13 protein-coding genes are annotated in these 17,288 nt (G+C 63.4%); 9 read left to right on the top strand and 4 right to left on the bottom strand.

Going from position 1 to position 17,288, the window contains the following annotated elements:
- Positions 1-126: 126 nt before the first annotated feature.
- From betA to yccS, 8 genes are all read left to right on the top strand, one after another.
- Positions 127-1,830: a choline dehydrogenase gene (gene betA / locus ACZYR5_RS06785; RefSeq protein WP_489088618.1), complete on the top strand. Its 1,704-nt coding sequence runs from the start codon at positions 127-129 to the stop codon at positions 1,828-1,830.
- A 265-nt stretch (positions 1,831-2,095) separates the two neighbouring features.
- Entirely contained in the window at positions 2,096-2,791 is a 696-nt protein-coding gene (locus tag ACZYR5_RS06780; RefSeq protein ID WP_489088619.1) for an RraA family protein, read from the top strand.
- 212 nt (positions 2,792-3,003) lie between these two features.
- Positions 3,004-4,446: a TldD/PmbA family protein gene (locus ACZYR5_RS06775; RefSeq protein WP_489088620.1), complete on the top strand. Its 1,443-nt coding sequence runs from the start codon at positions 3,004-3,006 to the stop codon at positions 4,444-4,446.
- Positions 4,446-5,783: a TldD/PmbA family protein gene (locus ACZYR5_RS06770; protein WP_489088621.1), complete on the top strand. Its 1,338-nt coding sequence runs from the start codon at positions 4,446-4,448 to the stop codon at positions 5,781-5,783. Before ACZYR5_RS06775 ends, ACZYR5_RS06770 begins: the two co-directional genes overlap by 1 nt.
- Before the next feature lie 122 nt (positions 5,784-5,905).
- Positions 5,906-7,333 (top strand): multidrug transporter subunit MdtD, encoded by a 1,428-nt coding sequence (gene mdtD, locus ACZYR5_RS06765; RefSeq protein WP_489088622.1) that lies wholly within the window; start codon positions 5,906-5,908, stop codon positions 7,331-7,333.
- Positions 7,334-7,581: 248 nt separating this feature from the next.
- On the top strand, positions 7,582-8,919 hold the full coding sequence (gene dbpA / locus ACZYR5_RS06760) for an ATP-dependent RNA helicase DbpA (RefSeq protein WP_489089049.1): 1,338 nt from the start codon (positions 7,582-7,584) through the stop codon (positions 8,917-8,919).
- A gap of 145 nt (positions 8,920-9,064) precedes the next feature.
- On the top strand, positions 9,065-10,243 hold the full coding sequence (locus ACZYR5_RS06755) for a BaiN/RdsA family NAD(P)/FAD-dependent oxidoreductase (RefSeq protein WP_489088623.1): 1,179 nt from the start codon (positions 9,065-9,067) through the stop codon (positions 10,241-10,243).
- Positions 10,244-10,459: 216 nt separating this feature from the next.
- Positions 10,460-12,631, top strand: coding sequence for a YccS family putative transporter (gene yccS / locus ACZYR5_RS06750; RefSeq protein WP_489088624.1), 2,172 nt, complete (start codon positions 10,460-10,462; stop codon positions 12,629-12,631).
- 83 nt (positions 12,632-12,714) lie between these two features.
- Here yccS and ACZYR5_RS06745 read toward each other — a convergent pair whose 3' ends face one another.
- Positions 12,715-13,452 (bottom strand): substrate-binding periplasmic protein, encoded by a 738-nt coding sequence (locus tag ACZYR5_RS06745; RefSeq protein ID WP_489088625.1) that lies wholly within the window; start codon positions 13,450-13,452, stop codon positions 12,715-12,717.
- A gap of 253 nt (positions 13,453-13,705) precedes the next feature.
- Here ACZYR5_RS06745 and ACZYR5_RS06740 point away from each other — a divergent pair, with 253 nt between their 5' ends.
- Entirely contained in the window at positions 13,706-14,158 is a 453-nt protein-coding gene (locus ACZYR5_RS06740; RefSeq protein ID WP_489088626.1) for a GNAT family N-acetyltransferase, read from the top strand.
- 17 nt (positions 14,159-14,175) lie between these two features.
- Here the strand turns inward: ACZYR5_RS06740 and ACZYR5_RS06735 are convergent, their stop codons facing one another.
- From ACZYR5_RS06735 to ACZYR5_RS06725, 3 genes are read right to left on the bottom strand one after another with little or no spacing between them, the layout of a single operon-like run.
- Positions 14,176-14,472: a winged helix-turn-helix domain-containing protein gene (locus ACZYR5_RS06735; protein ID WP_093417994.1), complete on the bottom strand. Its 297-nt coding sequence runs from the start codon at positions 14,470-14,472 to the stop codon at positions 14,176-14,178.
- A gap of 18 nt (positions 14,473-14,490) precedes the next feature.
- A complete protein-coding gene (locus tag ACZYR5_RS06730; protein WP_489088627.1) occupies positions 14,491-14,982 on the bottom strand; it encodes a M48 metallopeptidase family protein in 492 nt (163 codons plus the stop codon).
- Positions 14,983-15,025: 43 nt separating this feature from the next.
- On the bottom strand, positions 15,026-17,149 hold the full coding sequence (locus tag ACZYR5_RS06725) for a putative bifunctional diguanylate cyclase/phosphodiesterase (protein ID WP_489088628.1): 2,124 nt from the start codon (positions 17,147-17,149) through the stop codon (positions 15,026-15,028).
- Between the last annotated feature and the right edge of the window lie 139 nt (positions 17,150-17,288).

Below are 17,288 nucleotides of genomic sequence, written 5' to 3'. Positions count from 1 at the left end.
CCGCTTTCGCTGGCAAGCCAGCTCCTACAGGTATTGCGCTGCCCTTGTAGGAGCAGGCTTGCCAGCGAATCGGGTGCAAAGCACTCACAAGGCCCGACCTGACCACCATCAAAGAGGGTGCATTCAATGTCCCAAGAATACGATTACATCATCATCGGCGCCGGTTCGGCCGGTAATACCCTGGCGACCCGTCTGACCGAAGACGCTGGCGTCACCGTCCTGCTGCTCGAAGCTGGCGGCCCGGACTACCGTTTCGACTTCCGCACGCAAATGCCGGCGGCGCTGGCGTTCCCGCTGCAAGGCCGTCGCTACAACTGGGCCTATGAAACCGATCCAGAGCCGCACATGGACGGCCGCCGGATGGAATGCGGTCGCGGCAAGGGCCTGGGTGGCTCGTCGCTGATCAACGGCATGTGCTACATCCGTGGCAACGCCATGGACTACGACGGCTGGGCGAAGAACCCGGGCCTGGAAGACTGGACCTACCTCGACTGCCTGCCGTATTTCCGCAAGGCGGAAACCCGTGACATCGGCCCCAACGATTACCACGGCGGCGAAGGCCCGGTCAGCGTGACCACGCCTAAAGCAGGCAATAACCCGCTGTTCCACGCGATGGTTGAAGCCGGCGTGCAAGCCGGTTACCCCGCTACCTCCGACCTCAACGGCTACCAGCAGGAAGGCTTCGGTCCGATGGACCGCACCGTGACGCCCAAAGGCCGTCGCGCCAGCACCGCGCGCGGTTACCTGGACACCGCCAAGAAGCGTTCGACCCTGAACATCGTCACCCACGCCCTGACCGACAAAGTGCTGTTCGAAGGCAAGCGCGCCGTGGGTGTGCGCTACCTGGTGGGCAGCGCCGAAGAAGTCGTGGAAGCCCGTGCGCGCAAGGAAGTGCTGGTGTGCAGCGGCGCGATCGCTTCGCCACAGATTCTGCAACGCTCCGGCGTCGGCCCGGCCAAGCTTCTGGAAAGCCTGGATATCCCGGTGGTTCATGACCTGCCAGGCGTGGGCGAGAACCTGCAGGATCACCTCGAACTGTACCTGCAGTACGCCTGCACCCAACCAGTGTCGCTGTACCCGTCGCTGCTCTGGTACAACCAGCCGGCGATCGGTGCCGAGTGGCTGTTCAACGGCACCGGGATCGGCGCCAGCAACCAGTTCGAAGCCGGCGGTTTCATTCGTACCCGTCCGGATTTCGAGTGGCCGAACATCCAGTACCACTTCCTGCCGGTGGCGATTAACTACAACGGCAGCAACGGTGTGAAAGAGCACGGTTTCCAGGCACACATGGGCTCCATGCGTTCGCCAAGCCGTGGCCGGATCCAGGTCAAATCCAAGGACCCGCGCCAGCACCCGAGCATCCTGTTCAACTACATGGCCACCGAGCAGGACTGGCAGGAATTCCGCGACGGCATCCGCCTGACCCGGGAAATCATGCAGCAGCCGGCGCTGGATGCGTTCCGTGGTCGCGAAATCAGCCCGGGTATCGAGGTGCAAACCGACGAGCAACTGGACAAGTTCATTCGCGAGCACGCCGAAACCGCGTTCCACCCGTCCTGCTCGTGCAAGATGGGCACCGACGCGATGGCGGTGGTCGATGGCGAAGGTCGCGTCCACGGGATGCTGGGTCTGCGTGTGGTCGATGCCTCGATCATGCCGCTGATCACCACCGGCAACCTCAACGCGCCGACGATCATGATCGCCGAGAAAATCGCCGACAAGATCCGTGGTCGCCAGCCGTTGCCGCGCAGCCAGGCCAAGTACTACGTCGCCGGCGATGCGCCGGTGCGTGGCAAGCCGCTGCGTGAAGTGAGCCGTACCGCGCAGTAAAACAGTTACACCGAGGCGCGCCTTTCGCGACGGTGCGACAGTCTCGCTCTCACAGCTTCTATGGTTATCACAACATTTGTGAACACCAGCGATCCTTGTGGGAGCGAGCCTGCTCGCGAAGGGGGCTCAACTGACCACCACAATCCCAACCCTTCCTACACCCTTGCCCCCACCCCCCGCCCCGGCCTACTCTAGGCATCGCGCAAACGTTTCACCTCCCCGCCCCACCGACAGGCCGCCCCCTGGCTGGCCACGAGGCTTACTCATGTTTGATGTCGTCTCTTCGAGCAAATGGCCCACCGGCTATCTGATCAATCCCAACGTAGAACCCCTCGATCCAAAATGGCTGACCGAGTTCAGCAAGATCCCCGCGGCCGCCGTCAGCGACTGCCTGGGGCGCAACGTCGGCGGTCTGGGCCTCAAGCCGTTCCATGGCAGCGCGCCGATGCTCGGCAGCGCGCTGACCGTGCGTGTGCGCCCCGGCGACAACCTGATGATCCTCAAGGCCATGCAGATGGCCCGCCCGGGTGACGTACTGGTGATCGACGGCAGTGCCGACCTGACCCGCGCCGTGTTCGGCGGCATCATGCGCGCCATGGCCCTCAAGGCCGGGATCGTCGGCGTGGTGATCAACGGCGCCCTGCGTGACCTCGACGAATGGCAGACCGGTGAATTGCCAGCCTATGCCATCGGTGGTGTGCACCGTGGCCCGAGCACCGACGGCGGTGGCGAGATCAACGTGCCGATCTCGTGCGCCGGCATGCTGGTGATGCCGGGCGACCTGATGATCGGCGACGGCGACGGCGTGGTCGCCGCTGCCCGTGCCGAACTGCCTGAGTTGCTGGTGCGCTGCCACGACCTGCTGGCCCGCGAGAAAGCCACCCTGGCCGCCATCGAAGCCGGCACCCTGGACCCGGATCGCTTCGACGCCATCCTCCGCGCCAAGGGCTGCCCGGTCTAAAGCGTCCAACCTCCTGTAGGAGCAGCCCGGGCGGCGTTCCGCTGCTCGCGAAGAACCCGAGAACACCGCGATCTTGTAGGAGCTGGCTTGCCAGCGAAGAACCCGAGGGCACCGCGATCATTCAGGATGACCGCGTCACTGTTCTTTCGCGAGCAAGCTCGCTCCTACAAGGGTATCAAGGCCCCCAAAATCCCCCCCACACGGAGGTAGGCATGTTCGATTTCCATCCCCAACTCAAGCAGCGCTTCGCTGCCCTGCGCACCGGCGCCGAGTTTTTTTCCCTGCGCCATGTGCGCGAGTCGGGCCAGTACCTGTCGGTGCGCAAGAACGTTGCCGAGCCGCCGCACCTGAGCCGTGACGAAGGTGCGATGCTCACCGCCCGGGTGAATGGCGTCGAAGCCTACGCCGCGACCAACGACCTGTCCCTCGCCGGCCTGCAGGCCGCCCTCGAGCGCGCCGAACAGCAGGCCCGCGCACTGGCCGCCTACGCCCTGCTCGACCTGCGCCAGCAAGCGGTGTCCAGCGAGCGCGGCGACTACCTGTCACCGAATCTGCAACAACCCTTCCCCTCGCTCGCCGAGTGCTACCAGTTGCTCGGCGCCGAATCCGCCGCCGTGCCCAAGGACGAGCGCCTGGTGAACTGGCAGGTGAGCATCGGCATCACTCATGTCGAGCAGATCTACCTCAACAGCGCTGGCGCCGAACTGCGCCAGGCGCAACGCTTCGTCTATCCCGGACTGGACGTCACCGCCTACGACGGCAACGACAGCCAGACCCGCAGCCTCGGCCGCGAGAATTTCGGCCAGCAAGGCAGCGCCGACGTCATCAGCCGTTGTGGCCTGATCGGTGCCGCGCCGCAGGTCGCCGACCAGGCCCTGCAGTTGCTGCTGGCGCCCAACACCCCGCAAGACCGCTGCGACCTGCTGCTGATGCCGGACCAGATGATGCTGCAGATCCACGAATCCATCGGCCACCCGCTGGAACTGGACCGCATCCTCGGCGATGAGCGCAACTACGCCGGCACCAGCTTCGTCAAAACCAGCGATTTCGGCAGCCTGCAATACGGCTCGACACTGCTCAACGTGACCTTCGACCCGGAGATCCCCGAAGAGCTCGCCAGCTACGCCCACGACGATGACGGCACGCCTGCGAGCAAGCAGTTCCTGATCCGCGAAGGTTTGCTGCAGCGGCCTTTGGGCGGCGCCCTGTCGCAGTTTCGCGCCAATCTGAATGGCGTCGCCAACAGCCGTGCCTGTGGCTGGAACCGGCCGCCGATCGACCGCATGGCCAACCTCAACATCGAGCCGGGCGAGCAGTCGCTGGAGCAGTTGATTGGCGGCATCGAACGCGGCGTGCTGATGTCGACCAACCGTTCCTGGTCGATCGACGATGCGCGCAATAAATTCCAGTTCGGCTGCGAATGGGGCCAACTGATCGAAAACGGCGAACTCAAGGGCGTGGTCAAGAACCCCAACTACCGGGGCATTTCCGCGCAGTTCTGGAACAACCTCAGCGCGGTCGGCGACAGCAGCACCTTCAAGGTGTTGGGCACGCCGAACTGTGGCAAGGGCGAACCGAACCAGGTGATCCGCGTCGGCCACGCGTCGCCGGCCTGTGTATTCAGCAATATTGATGTATTTGGGGGAGACGCCTGATGAGCACCGCATTGAGTCAGGTCGAGCAATTCAAGGCGCTGGTGAACGCGCTGCGCGAAGCCCTGCGCGAACCGGAGCAATTCACTTTGAGCTATGCCGCCGAGTCGTCGGCGTTCGTGCGCTTCAACCACGCTCAAGTCCGCCAGGCCGGGCAGGTGCAACAGGCGCGCCTCGGTTTCAAGCTGATTGACGCCGGTCGGCATGCCGACTTGAGCATCACCCTGGCCGGCGATCCGCAGGTCGACCGCGAGCGCCTGGCCGACGCCCTGCAGCAACTGCGCGAGACCTTGCCGCTGCTGCCACCGGATCCGTACCTGCTGCTCAACCACGATGCCTGGCAGAGCCATAACGTGCAGGACCATCCGCTGCCGGACACCGCCCAGGCAGTGGCCGAAATCGCCAGCGCCGCCGCTGGCCTGGACCTGGTCGGTTTCTATGCCGCCGGCCCGATCAGCCGCGGATTCGCCAGTTCATCGGGTGCGTTTGGCTGGCATCAGGCCAACAGCTTCAACTTCGACTTCAGCCTGTTCCACGCCAACGGCCAGGCGGTGAAAGCCAGCTACGCCGGCCACGATTGGAACAGCGAAGCCTTCGCCAAGCGCTTCGAGCAGGCTCGGCAGCAGCTGGAATTTCTCGGTCGCCCCTTGCGCACCCTGCCACCGGGTCAGTACCGCGCCTACCTGGCACCGGCAGCCCTGGATGAGCTGGTCGGCATGCTCTGCTGGGGCGGTTTTTCCGCACAGGCGATCGCCAGCAAGAGCAGCCCGCTGCAAAAACTCTATGCCGGCGACCAGGCTTTCAGCCCGCTGCTGTCGCTCGATGAACAGGTCAGCGGCTCGCTGAGCCCGGCGTTTTCCGGCGAAGGTTATCCACGCAGCGACCTCAAGCTGATCGCCGCCGGCCAGGCCGATCAGCGCCTGGTCAGCTCACGCAGCGCCGCCGAATACGGCCTGAACGCCAATGGCGCCGGCGACGGTGAAGCGCCGAGCGCGCTGAACATGGCCGCTGGCACCCTGGCCGAGTCGCAGATTCTCAAGCAACTGGGCACCGGCCTGTACATCAGCAACCTGTGGTACCTGAACTACTCGGACCAACCGGCCGCGCGCCTGACCGGCATGACCCGCTTCGCCACCTTCTGGGTGGAGAACGGCGAGATCCAGGCACCGGTCAGCACCATGCGTTTCGATGACAGCGCCTATAGTCTGTTGGGTTCGCAACTCGAAGCCCTGACCCGGGAGCGCGAGCTGATCCTGTCGGCCAGCACCTACGACCAGCGCGCCACGGCGTCGGCATTGTTGCCGGGGGCGTTGATCAAGCGGTTGACGTTGACCCTGTAAGACCGCAAAACCTTGTAGTAGGAGCTGGCTTGCCAGCGAAGGCGTCTTTGAGGGCGCCAAGAGCTTCGCTGGCAAGCCAACTCCTACGGGAAGCGGTGAGTTGTCAAAATTCAAGAGGTCCCATGCCCAACCGCCCTGTTCTCGATCCCGTCACCGCCCGCTGGATTCCGTGGGTGGTGGCGATTGCGTTTTTCATGCAGTCCCTCGACGGCACCATCCTCAACACCGCGCTGCCGGCCATGGCCCGCGACCTGGCGGAAGACCCGCTGCGCATGCAGGGCGTGATCATCGCCTACATGCTCACCGTGGCCCTGCTGATTCCGGCCTCGGGCTGGATCGCCGACCGCTTCGGCACCAAGAAGATCTTCTTCAGCGCGATTCTGCTGTTCAGCTTCGGCTCATTGCTCTGCGCCCTGTCCAGCAGCCTGAGCATGCTCATCGGCGCCCGGGTGATCCAGGGCCTGGGCGGCGCGCTGATGCTGCCGGTCGGGCGCTTGGTGGTGCTGCGCGCCTACCCGCGCTCGGAACTGGTGCGGATCATGGGCTTCATCACCATTCCCGGGTTGCTCGGCCCCTTGATCGGCCCGACCATGGGCGGCTGGATGGTCGAGTACCTGACCTGGCACTGGATCTTCCTGATCAACCTGCCGGTGGGCCTGATCGGCTGCTACGCCGTGTGGAAGTTCATTCCCGATCTGCGCGGCAGCGAGCGCACGCGCTTCGATAGCCTGGGGTTCGTGCTGTTTGGCGCGGCCATGGTGCTGATCACCATCGCCATGGAAGGTCTCGGCGAACTGCACCTGCCCCACCTGCGGGTGATGTTGCTGCTGTTCGCCGGCATGGCGTGCCTGGCGGCGTACTGGCTGCGCGCCGGGCACATCGACAACCCGATGTTCTCGCCCACGCTGTTCAACACCCGGACCTTCGCCGTGGGCATCCTCGGCAACCTGTTCGCCCGCCTCGGCAGCGGTGCCCTGCCGTTCCTGGTGCCGCTGCTGTTGCAGGTGGCGATGGGGTATTCGCCGTCCCAGGCGGGGATGAGCATGTTGCCGCTGGCCGCTGCGGCGATGGTCGCCAAGTGGGTGGCGCGGCCGCTGATCGAGCGCCTGGGCTATCGCATCGTGCTCACCGGCAATACGTTGGCGCTGGGGATCATGCTGGCGAGCATGGGCCTGGTCAGCGAGCAGACGCCGTATTGGCTGCTGCTGGTGCACCTGGCAATCCTCGGGGCGATCAACTCGCTGCAGTTCACCGCGATGAATACCGTGACTTTGATCGACCTCGACGACGCCAACGCCAGCAGCGGCAACAGCTTGCTCTCGGTGGTCGCGCAGTTGTCCCTGAGCCTGGGCGTGGCCTGCGCCGGTGCCCTGCTCGGCGGCTTTACCGCCGAGGTCGGCAACGATGGCGTGGAGACCATTCTGGGCGCCTTCCAGCTGACCTTTGTCACGGTCGGGATCATGGCGATGCTGGCGGCAGCGATCTTCTTGCAGCTGTCGCCAAAAGACGGACGGCGGGTCACACGTCCGGAAGAACACATCGAGCCTTAGTTTCCGGATGATAAGTGCCTGCGCTCGACCATGCTGCGTTGAAAACAGCCTCGAAATGCTCATTGGCTAAAGCCAACTCCGCTTTCTCGGCAGTTTTCGCCTTGCCTGGTCATCGCTCGGCTACTTCTCATCCGGAAACTACGGGCTAAAGGCAATAGGACTGGTACACTGCGCGACATTTTGTTTTGCAGGCCAGTCCCGTGACCACCATCGCCACCGCTTTTAATACTTTGCCGCTGTCTGCCGCCATGCTGGCTAACCTCGACTCCCTCGGTTATGCCCAGATGACGCCGATCCAGGCGCAAAGCTTGCCGGTGATCCTCAAGGGGATGGACCTGATTGCCCAGGCCAAGACCGGCAGCGGCAAGACCGCAGCCTTTGGCATCGGCCTGCTGAACCCGATCAACCCGCGTTTCTTCGGTTGCCAGGCGCTGGTGATCTGCCCGACGCGCGAGCTGGCCGACCAGGTGGCCAAGGAAATCCGTCGCCTGGCCCGTGCCGAAGACAACATCAAGGTCCTGACCCTGTGTGGCGGCGTGTCGTTCGGCCCGCAGATCGGTTCGCTGGAGCACGGCGCGCACATCATCGTCGGCACTCCGGGGCGGATCCAGCAGCACCTGCGCAAGGGCTCGCTGGTCCTGCACGGCCTGAACACGCTGATCCTCGATGAAGCCGACCGCATGCTCGACATGGGTTTCTACGACTCCATCGAAGAAATCATCGCCCAGTGCCCGGAGCGCCGCCAGACCCTGCTGTTCTCCGCCACTTACCCGGTGGGCATCAAGCAACTGGCGTCGAAATTCATGCGCAACCCGCAGCAAGTGAAGGCCGAGGCGTTCCACGACGACAGCCAGATCGAGCAGCGCTTCTTCGAGATCAACCCGGACGAGCGCATGGATGCCGTGGTCAAGGTCCTCGGCCACTTCCGCCCACAGTCCACCGTGGCCTTCTGCTTCACCAAGCAGCAGGTGCAGGAGACCGTCGATCACCTGACCGCCAAGGGTATTTCCGCCGTCGGCCTGCACGGCGACCTGGAACAGCGCGACCGTGACCAGGTGCTGGCGATGTTCGCCAACCGCAGCACGTCGGTGCTGGTGGCCACCGACGTCGCCGCGCGCGGCCTGGACATTGATGCGCTGGACATGGTGATCAACGTCGAACTGGCGCGGGACTCGGAAATCCATATCCACCGCGTCGGCCGTACCGGTCGTGCCGGTGAGAAAGGCATCGCGATCAGCCTGGTGGCGCCGTCCGAAGCGCACCGTGCCCAGGCCATCGAGCAACTGCAGAAGACCCCGCTGAACTGGGATCAGGTCGACAACCTCACCCAACAGGGCGGCGGCCCGCTGTTGCCGGCCATGAGCACCCTGTGCATCGGCGCCGGGCGCAAGGACAAGGTACGCCCAGGCGACATCCTCGGCGCCCTGACCGGCGACGCCGGCGTGCCGGGTGCGCAGGTCGGCAAGATCGCGATCTTCGACTTCCAGGCCTTCGTCGCCGTCGACCGTAGCATCGCCAAACAGGCCTTGCAGCGTCTGAACAACGGCAAGATCAAAGGCCGTTCGTTGCGTGTGCGGATCCTTTAAGGGATTACCCTCCCCGTAGGAGCTGGCTTGCCAGCGAAGGCGGTCAGGCAGGCAACATCTGTGTTGAATGCGCCAAAGTCTTCGCTGGCAAGCCAGCTCCTACAGAAGGGTGTTGCGTCTGTGAATTTTGTGTGAGGACACCGTTTTGCGCTCTACCGAAGTCGTGATCATTGGCGCTGGCGCCGCAGGGTTGATGTGTGCACTGACCGCCGCCGGGCGCGGGCGCCAGGTGCTGTTGCTCGACCATGCCAACAAGGCCGGCAAGAAAATCCTGATGTCGGGCGGTGGCCGCTGCAATTTCACCAACATGTACACAGAGCCGAGCAATTTCCTCTCGCAGAATGCGCATTTCTGCAAATCCGCGCTGGCGCGTTACACCCAGTGGGATTTTATCGGCATGGTGGCCAAGCACGGCGTGCCGTATCACGAGAAAAAGCTCGGCCAGCTGTTTTGCGACAACAAGTCCAGCGATATCCTCGAGATGCTCCTCAACGAGTGCGATCAGGCCGGCGTCAGCCTGCACCTGGACACCTCGATCCAGACCATCGAGAAGCTCGAAAGCGGCTACCTGCTGGACACCACCCTTGGCCAGGTGAACTGCCAGTCGCTGGTGATCGCCACCGGCGGCCTGTCGATTCCAACCCTCGGCGCCACCGGTTTCGGTTACCAGGTGGCGCGCCAATTTGGTCACGAACTGCTGCCGACCCGCGCCGGTCTGGTGCCGTTCACCATCACCGACCAACTCAAGGAGTTGTGCAGCGAGTTGTCCGGGACCTCGGTGGATTGCCTGGTGAGCTGCAACGACCAGAGCTTTCGCGAGAACATCCTGTTCACTCACCGTGGCCTCAGCGGCCCGGCGATTCTCCAGATTTCCTTGTTCTGGCAATCCGGCGACAGCGTCGAAATCAACCTGATGCCCGACCATGACGCGCACGCCTGGCTGCAACAGCAGCAAGCCGAGCGGCCGAACAGCGAACTGAAAACCCTGCTCGGCGAGATCTTCACCAAGAAGATGGCCAACCTGCTGGCCGACAACTGGTTCGCCTCCAAGCCGATGAAGCAGTACACCCACGCCGAAATCGCCGAGATCGCCGCCAAACTGGCGAGCTGGACGGTGGTGCCCGCTGGCACCGAGGGCTACCGCACCGCCGAGGTGACCCTCGGTGGCGTCGATACTCGCGAGGTGTCATCCAAGACCATGGAATCACTGAAAAGCCCGGGCCTGTATTTCATCGGCGAAGTACTCGACGTCACCGGCCACCTCGGCGGCTTCAACTTCCAGTGGGCCTGGGCTTCGGGATATGCGGCGGCGCAGTACGTCTAAGCCGCATCGCTCCCTGTAAATAACCTTTGTAGGAGCTGGCTTGCCAGCGAAGCTCTTGGCGCTCTCAAGGGCGCCTTCGCTGGCAAGCCAGCTCCTACGGATCACATGCGCGCCGGCGAAGGAACAGATTTTGCTGTCAGATGTGATCGTCGCCATTGCGTCGGCGTCATTACTGGCTCAATTTAGCGGCATTGCCCCGGAAGGCCTTCGCACTTCATGTCATCGACTCCGTTTCGTCAGTCTCTGCGGCGCCTTTGGGCACTGGACAAGTTCAGCTACAGCGTGCGGGTGTTCATCGCCCTGACCGGCAGCATGGCGCTGTGTTGGTACCAGGATGAAATGGCCCTGCTGATTCCGCTGTTCCTGGGGATCATCGCCTGCGCCCTGGCCGAGACCGACGACAGTTGGCAGGGCCGCCTCAACGCGCTGGCCGTGACCCTGGTGTGCTTCAGCGTCGCGGCATTTTCGGTCGAACTGCTGTTCCCTTACCCCTGGATTTTCGTGATCGCCTTTGCGCTCGCCAGCTTCGGCCTGACCATGCTCGGCGCCCTCGGCGAACGCTACGGGGCGATTGCCTCGGCGACGCTGATTCTCTCGGTCTACACCATGATCGGCGTCGACCAGCGTGGCGGTGCGGTGACTGACTTCTGGCATGAACCGGTGCTGCTGGTGGCGGGCGCGGCGTGGTACGGCCTGCTGTCGGTGCTGTGGCAAGCGATGTTCTCCAACCAGCCGGTGCAGCAAAGCCTGGCGCGGCTGTTCCGCGAACTGGGCTACTACCTCAAGCTCAAGTCGGCGCTGTTCGAGCCACTGCGGCAGATGGACGTCGAAGCCCGGCGCCTGGAACTGGCGCAGCAGAACGGCCGCGTGGTCGCCGCGCTCAATGCCGCCAAGGAAATCATCCTGCACCGGGTCGGCAATGGCCGGCCGGGGTCGAAAGTCAGCCGCTACCTGAAGCTGTACTTCCTCGCCCAGGACATCCACGAGCGCGCCAGTTCCTCGCACTACCCGTACAACGCCCTGGCCGATGCGTTCTTTCACAGCGACGTGCTGTTCCGCTGCCAACGCCTGCTGCGCCAACAGGGCAAGGCGTGCCGGGCACTGGCCGAATCGATCCAGATGCGCCAGCCGTTCGTCTATGACGACAGCTTCGCCCAGGCCCTGAGCGACCTGCACGCCTCGATCGAGCATCTGCGCATCCAGAGCAACCCGGCCTGGCGCGGATTGCTGCGCTCATTGCGTGCACTCGCGGCCAACCTCGGCACACTCGACCGCCTGCTCAGCGACGCGAGCAACCCCGACGCCCTCGCCGACGCCACTGACAGCAGCCTGCTCGACCGTTCGCCGCGCAATCTAAAGGACGTCTGGACCCGCCTGCGCACCCAGATGACCCCGACCTCGCTGCTGTTCCGTCACGCCCTGCGCCTGCCGCTGGCGCTGACCATCGGCTATGGCGTGCTGCACTTGATCCACCCCTCGCAGGGCTACTGGATCATCCTCACCACGCTCTTTGTCTGCCAGCCAAACTATGGCGCAACCCGACGCAAGCTCGGCCAGCGGATCATCGGCACCGCCATCGGCCTGACCGTGGCCTGGGCGCTGTTCGACCTGTTCCCCAGCCCGCTGGTGCAATCGTGTTTCGCGATCGCCGCCGGAGTGGTGTTCTTTATCAACCGCACCACCCGCTACACCCTGGCGACGGCGGCAATCACCGTGATGGTGCTGTTCTGCTTCAATCAGGTCGGCGACGGCTATGGACTGTTCCTGCCGCGCCTGTTCGATACCCTGCTCGGCAGCCTGATTGCCGGCCTCGCGGTGTTCCTGTTCCTGCCGGACTGGCAGGGTCGGCGGTTGAACAAGGTGCTGGCCAACACCCTGACCTGTAACAGCATCTACCTGCGCCAGATCATGCAGCAGTACGCCGCCGGCAAAAGCGATGACCTGGCCTACCGCCTGGCCCGACGCAACGCGCACAACGCCGACGCGGCACTGTCGACCACTCTGGCCAACATGCTGATGGAGCCGGGGCATTTCCGTAAGGAGGCGGATGTCGGTTTTCGTTTCCTGGTGCTGTCGCACACCCTGCTCAGCTACCTCTCGGGCCTCGGCGCGCACCGCGAGACCCGGCTACCGGATGAAATCCGCGAGCAGCTGATCGAAGGTGCCGGGTTCAAGCTGGCGAGCAGCATCGATGAAATCGCCCAGGGCCTGGCGAGCAAACAACCGATCGCGATCCAGAGCGACGAAGAAGAAGCCCTGGCGACCGAGCTGGAACAGATGCCCGACGAGATCGACGAAGGCCAGCGCCTGGTGCAGACGCAGCTGGCGTTGATCTGCCGGCAGTTGGGGCCGTTGCGAACGCTGGCGGCACACCTGATAAAGGGATAAAAGCAGCGGCACGTTTTCAGCTGCAAGCTGCAAGTTTTCGGCGCGCCTGACCTTGCCGCTTGTAGCTGAAAACTTGTCGCTGCTCACATCCCGTGCTGCCTCAGCAGCCGCTCATAACTGCCGTCCGCCTTCATCCCGGCAATTTCCCGATCGAACCCGGCCACGATCTTCTCGTGATCCGGGTTCTTCAGGCTGACCAATATATGCAGGCTGTTTTCGCTCAAGGGCCGCGGCACAAACTCCACGGCATTGCGCACCTTGGGTGACTCGCGCGCCAGGTAATAACGCGCCACATACTCGTCTTCCAGGGTCAACTTCACCCGGTCCGCCGCCACCATGCGCACCGCCATGGCGAAATTGTGCACCGGGACTTTCTGCAGCGCGGCATCACCATCGAACTCCGGCGAATAGGCATAGCCGCGCACTACCGCTATCGGATAGGTGTGCAGTTGCTGCAGGTCGTTGTATTCGATGGGTGCATCCTTGCGCTTGATGAAGCGGACGCGATTGAGCAGGTATTCGGCAGAAAATTGCCCGACATGGGTGCGTTCTTCGTTGTACCAGGCGTTCACCAGGACGTCGTAGCGACCCTCGCCCAGCCCCAGCATTGCCCGGGCCCAGGGTACTTGCTGGAAATCACTGGCATAGCCGGCGCGCGCCAGTGCGGTGCTGACGATATCGGTGGCCAGCCCGCCGTTGACCAGCGTGGCGTCGGTGAACGGCGGCCAGGCATCGGCCACCAGTCGCAGCTTCTGAGCCTCCACGTCCTGGCTCAGCCACAGCAACCCCATCAACGCAATGATTCGATGCAATCGCGGCATGCCAAAAAATCCTTAGTGGGCGCCAACCCAACACGTTTTCAGCCGAACTCGATGATCGTAGGCCGCCGGGCGGCGATGTGTGTGCCCTTGTCTCGCAACGAGGAGCAAGGGCCCTGAAGCAGATTACACAAAGATGACGAAGGCGCACTAAATCAATGATGGCATTTTGGACTATGTCGCAGATTTTCACGCAGGCAAGACATACCGGCGGCAGACGCTTAGTATCTGACCAGGCTTTTTAAAGGATAGAACGATGAGCATCGAATGGATCTGCAAGCACCATGAGGACCTGGGCAAAGAGCAGCTTTACGCCATTTTGCAGCTGCGCACCGAGGTGTTCGTGGTGGAACAGAAGTGCGCCTATCAGGAAGTCGATGGCCGCGACCTCGAGGGGGACACCTGCCACCTGATGGCCTGGCAGGATGATCGGCTGATGGCGTACCTGCGCCTGCTCGACCCCTCCTCACAAGGCGGCGATGTGGTGATCGGCCGTGTCGTCATTGCGCCAGAAGTGCGGGGCAAGGGTCTGGGCCACGACCTGATGCAGCAGGCGCTGAAACAGGCCGAGAAGCACTGGCCCGAAACACCGATCTACCTTTCGGCCCAGGCCCATCTGCAGGGTTACTACGGCCGCTACGGCTTTGTCGTGGTGGGCGAGGAATACCTGGAAGACGACATTCCGCACATCGGCATGCGCAAGGGCTGAACATCCTCGAGGACGGTTCAGGGATAACCCAGGACCGCCTTGATCTGCCGCAGATGCTGTTCGATCCAGCGCGGATCGATGGCACCCCAGCTGAGAATCCGATAGCGCCCGGCGTGGTTGCGGGCGCCGTCTTCCTGTTCGAACTCGCAGACCACGTCCAGGTCGGCCAGGGCGGCAATGGTGTCCTGGGCGGTGCGTCGCGGCATGCCGGTCAGCTCGGTCAGCGCCGGCACGCTGCTGGCCAGCCCGCTGTCGATCAGGTAGGCCACGTACAGCCGCCGATAAAAACTGCTCTTGGTCTTGCTGACGTCCATCCAGACTCTCCGTGTGAATTACTGCAGGTCGCGCCAGGTCAGGTAGACCCGCAGATCGAACTCCAGTTGCTGATAGCCGGGCAGCATGTGCTCGCACAGCTTGTAGAAGGCTTTGTTGTGGTCGGACTCTTTGAAGTGCGCCAGCTCGTGGACCACGATCATCTGCAGGAACTGCGGCGCGGCGTCCTTGAACAGCGAGGCGATGCGGATTTCCTTCTTCGCCTTGAGCTTGCCGCCCTGCACCCGGGAAATCGTGGTGTGCAGGCCGAGTGCGCGATGGGTCAGGTCGAGCCGGTTGTCGAACAGCACCTTGTCGATGGCGGGCGCGTTGCGCAGGTATTCCTGCTTGATGTCCAGGGCATAGCTGTACAGCGCCTTGTCGCTCTGCACTGCGTGTTTGTCCGGGTAGCGTTGGTTCAGGTAGTCGCCCAGCCGATCCTGTTCGATCAACTGGCGGACCTGATCTTGCAAGGTGGCGGGATAGGCCTGGAGGTATTTGAGCGCGGTCATGGAGCAACGATCAGAGTGACGACAGGCCGCCAGTGTAGCGAATTCAGGTGCCCAGCGCGCCCCACTCGAACGGCTGCACAAAGTCGCCGACGTCCTCGGCCATCAGCGGCCGCGCCACCAGCGAGCCCTGTCCGAAAGGGCAACCGTTTTCCACCAGCCATCGATACTGCGCTGGACTATCCAGGCCTTCGGCGATCACCAGCACACCGAACTGCCGGCACAGTTCAATGACACTGCGCACCAGCGCGGCGTCGCGCGGTGAATCGACGACCCGCGCCAGCAGGTGGCGGTCCAGCTTCAGGGTGTCGAACGGGATGTCGCGCAGATGGGCCAGCGAGCACGGCCCCGAGCCAAAATCATCGAGCGCCACCCGCACCCCGAGCTTGCGCAACAGGCCGACCTGACGTCGCGACTCATCGAGATTGTGAATCAGCGCCTGCTCGGTGATCTCCAGCTCAAGCTGAGCGGGCTGCAACTGACAGCGCTCCAGCACCTGGCGCAACTCGGCGACCAGGTTGGGCATGGCGAACTGGGTGCTGCTCAGACTGACGGCCAGCACCATGTCCTCGCGAAACAGCGGCTCCCAGTCCTTGCGCTGCTGCGCTGCGCTGCGGTAGATCCAACTGCCCAGGCGACTGATCAGGCGCGCCTCCTCCAGCAACGGCAGGAACAGCCCGGGCGGGACATCGCCGACACTCGGATGCTGCCAGCGCAGCAGGGCCTCGAAGCCGCGCACGCGACCGTCGGCGATGGATACCTGAGGCTGGAACACCAGCTTGAAGTCTTTGCTTTCGATCGCCGAGCGCACGCTCTCTTCGAGCATCAGGCGCGTGCGCGCGCGGCCATTCATGTCGTGATCGTAGAACCGGTACTGCTGGCGCCCGGCGCGCTTGGCCTCGTACATGGCGATGTCGGCGGCCCGCAGCATGCCATCGAGGTCATTGCCGCAATCGGGAACGGTGGCGATGCCGATGTTCGCGCCCTGTGTGACGTCCATGCCCTCGATCTGTTGGCACACCGACACCCGCTCGATCAGCATTTCGGCGATCTTCGCCGCTTGTTCGGGAAACTCCAGGTCGAGCAAGGCAGTGAATTCGTCGCCCCCGATCCGCGCCAGTATGTCGAAAGGCCGTAGGCACGCCTTGAGCTGCTCGGCGACTCGGCGCAGCACCCGATCGCCGGCGTCATGGCCCAGGCAATCGTTGACCCGCTTGAAGCTGTCCAGATCGAGGTACATCAGCACCCAGGTACTACCCGCCCGTTCGCCGCGCAGCAGCAGGTTCTCTGCCGCCTGATAAAAACCACGACGATTGAGCAGCCCGGTCAAGGGATCGCTGACGGCTTGCAGCTCCAGCTGTTGATGCAACTCGCACACGGCTGACATGTCGAGCACCGTCACCACCATGGCCCCCTGCTCCAGCGGCAGCGGCGCACAGGACAGCGCCGCGGGCACCTGCTGGCCGGTTGCAGTGCGCAGGATCGCGTCATGGGCGCGCCAGGTCTGACCCCGGCGCAGGTCGGCGCAGAGGTCCGAGTCGAGCCACTGAGCGATGGTCGGGGTGTGCAGGAAATCGACGAAGCCGGCGCCTTGCAGGGTCTCGATCGGGGCGTCGAGCAGGCGGGAAATGGCTGGGTTGGCGTAGCGAATCACGCCATCCTCGGCGACCACCAGAATGCCCTCGGCAGCGTTCTCCAGCACCGAGGCGTTGAAGGCGCGCGCGACTTCGAGGTCATGGCTCAGGCGTTGCAGGGCACGCCGATTGCGCTGGTGATCGAGCAAGGCCTGGACCTTGGGCTTGAGGATCTGCGGATCGAACGGCTTGAACAGGTAATCCACCGCGCCACTGGCATAGCCCTTGAGCACGGCTTCGGTGGATTGCTCATTGGCGGTGAGGAAAATGATCGGTGTCAGTCGGGTCCGCCGGCTGCCGCGCATCAGCCGCGCCACTTCGAAGCCATCCATGCCGGGCATCTGTACATCCAGCAGGACCAGGTCGACTTCATGCTCAAGCAGCAGGCCCAGGGCTTCGAAGCCCGAGGCAGCGGTCATCACCAGCCAGTCCTGGCGCTGTAGCAACGCGCGCATGCTGATCAGGTTTTCCGGGTAATCATCGACGATCAAAAGAACTGAGCGGCCATCAACTGGCATCGGGTGCGCGCATTCCATGCTGCTTCTCTTTAACGGGGCATCTGGCGGGTTACGGAAAAAGTCGACCCCAGGCTGTGGCTTCACTCTAGACCCGGTTTATGCAAATCAGTAGAAATCAGACAGCCGCCATTGAACAAAGCACCAGGCTCCCGACTAA

Source organism: Pseudomonas sp. F007 (assembly GCF_057814275.1).
This window is presented reverse-complemented; position numbering and strand designations above follow the sequence as displayed.

Excerpts from the sequence above, each read along its gene's own strand:
- betA (WP_489088618.1), top strand. The coding sequence starts at position 127 with ATGTCCCAAGAATACGATTACATCATCATCGGCGCCGGTTCGGCCGGT.
- ACZYR5_RS06780 (WP_489088619.1), top strand. The coding sequence starts at position 2,096 with ATGTTTGATGTCGTCTCTTCGAGCAAATGGCCCACCGGCTATCTGATC.
- ACZYR5_RS06775 (WP_489088620.1), top strand. The coding sequence starts at position 3,004 with ATGTTCGATTTCCATCCCCAACTCAAGCAGCGCTTCGCTGCCCTGCGC.
- ACZYR5_RS06770 (WP_489088621.1), top strand. The coding sequence starts at position 4,446 with ATGAGCACCGCATTGAGTCAGGTCGAGCAATTCAAGGCGCTGGTGAAC.
- mdtD (WP_489088622.1), top strand. The coding sequence starts at position 5,906 with ATGCCCAACCGCCCTGTTCTCGATCCCGTCACCGCCCGCTGGATTCCG.
- dbpA (WP_489089049.1), top strand. The coding sequence starts at position 7,582 with ATGCTGGCTAACCTCGACTCCCTCGGTTATGCCCAGATGACGCCGATC.
- yccS (WP_489088624.1), top strand. The coding sequence starts at position 10,460 with ATGTCATCGACTCCGTTTCGTCAGTCTCTGCGGCGCCTTTGGGCACTG.
- ACZYR5_RS06745 (WP_489088625.1), bottom strand. The coding sequence starts at position 13,452 with ATGCCGCGATTGCATCGAATCATTGCGTTGATGGGGTTGCTGTGGCTG.
- ACZYR5_RS06740 (WP_489088626.1), top strand. The coding sequence starts at position 13,706 with ATGAGCATCGAATGGATCTGCAAGCACCATGAGGACCTGGGCAAAGAG.
- ACZYR5_RS06735 (WP_093417994.1), bottom strand. The coding sequence starts at position 14,472 with ATGGACGTCAGCAAGACCAAGAGCAGTTTTTATCGGCGGCTGTACGTG.
- ACZYR5_RS06730 (WP_489088627.1), bottom strand. The coding sequence starts at position 14,982 with ATGACCGCGCTCAAATACCTCCAGGCCTATCCCGCCACCTTGCAAGAT.
- ACZYR5_RS06725 (WP_489088628.1), bottom strand. The coding sequence starts at position 17,149 with ATGGAATGCGCGCACCCGATGCCAGTTGATGGCCGCTCAGTTCTTTTG.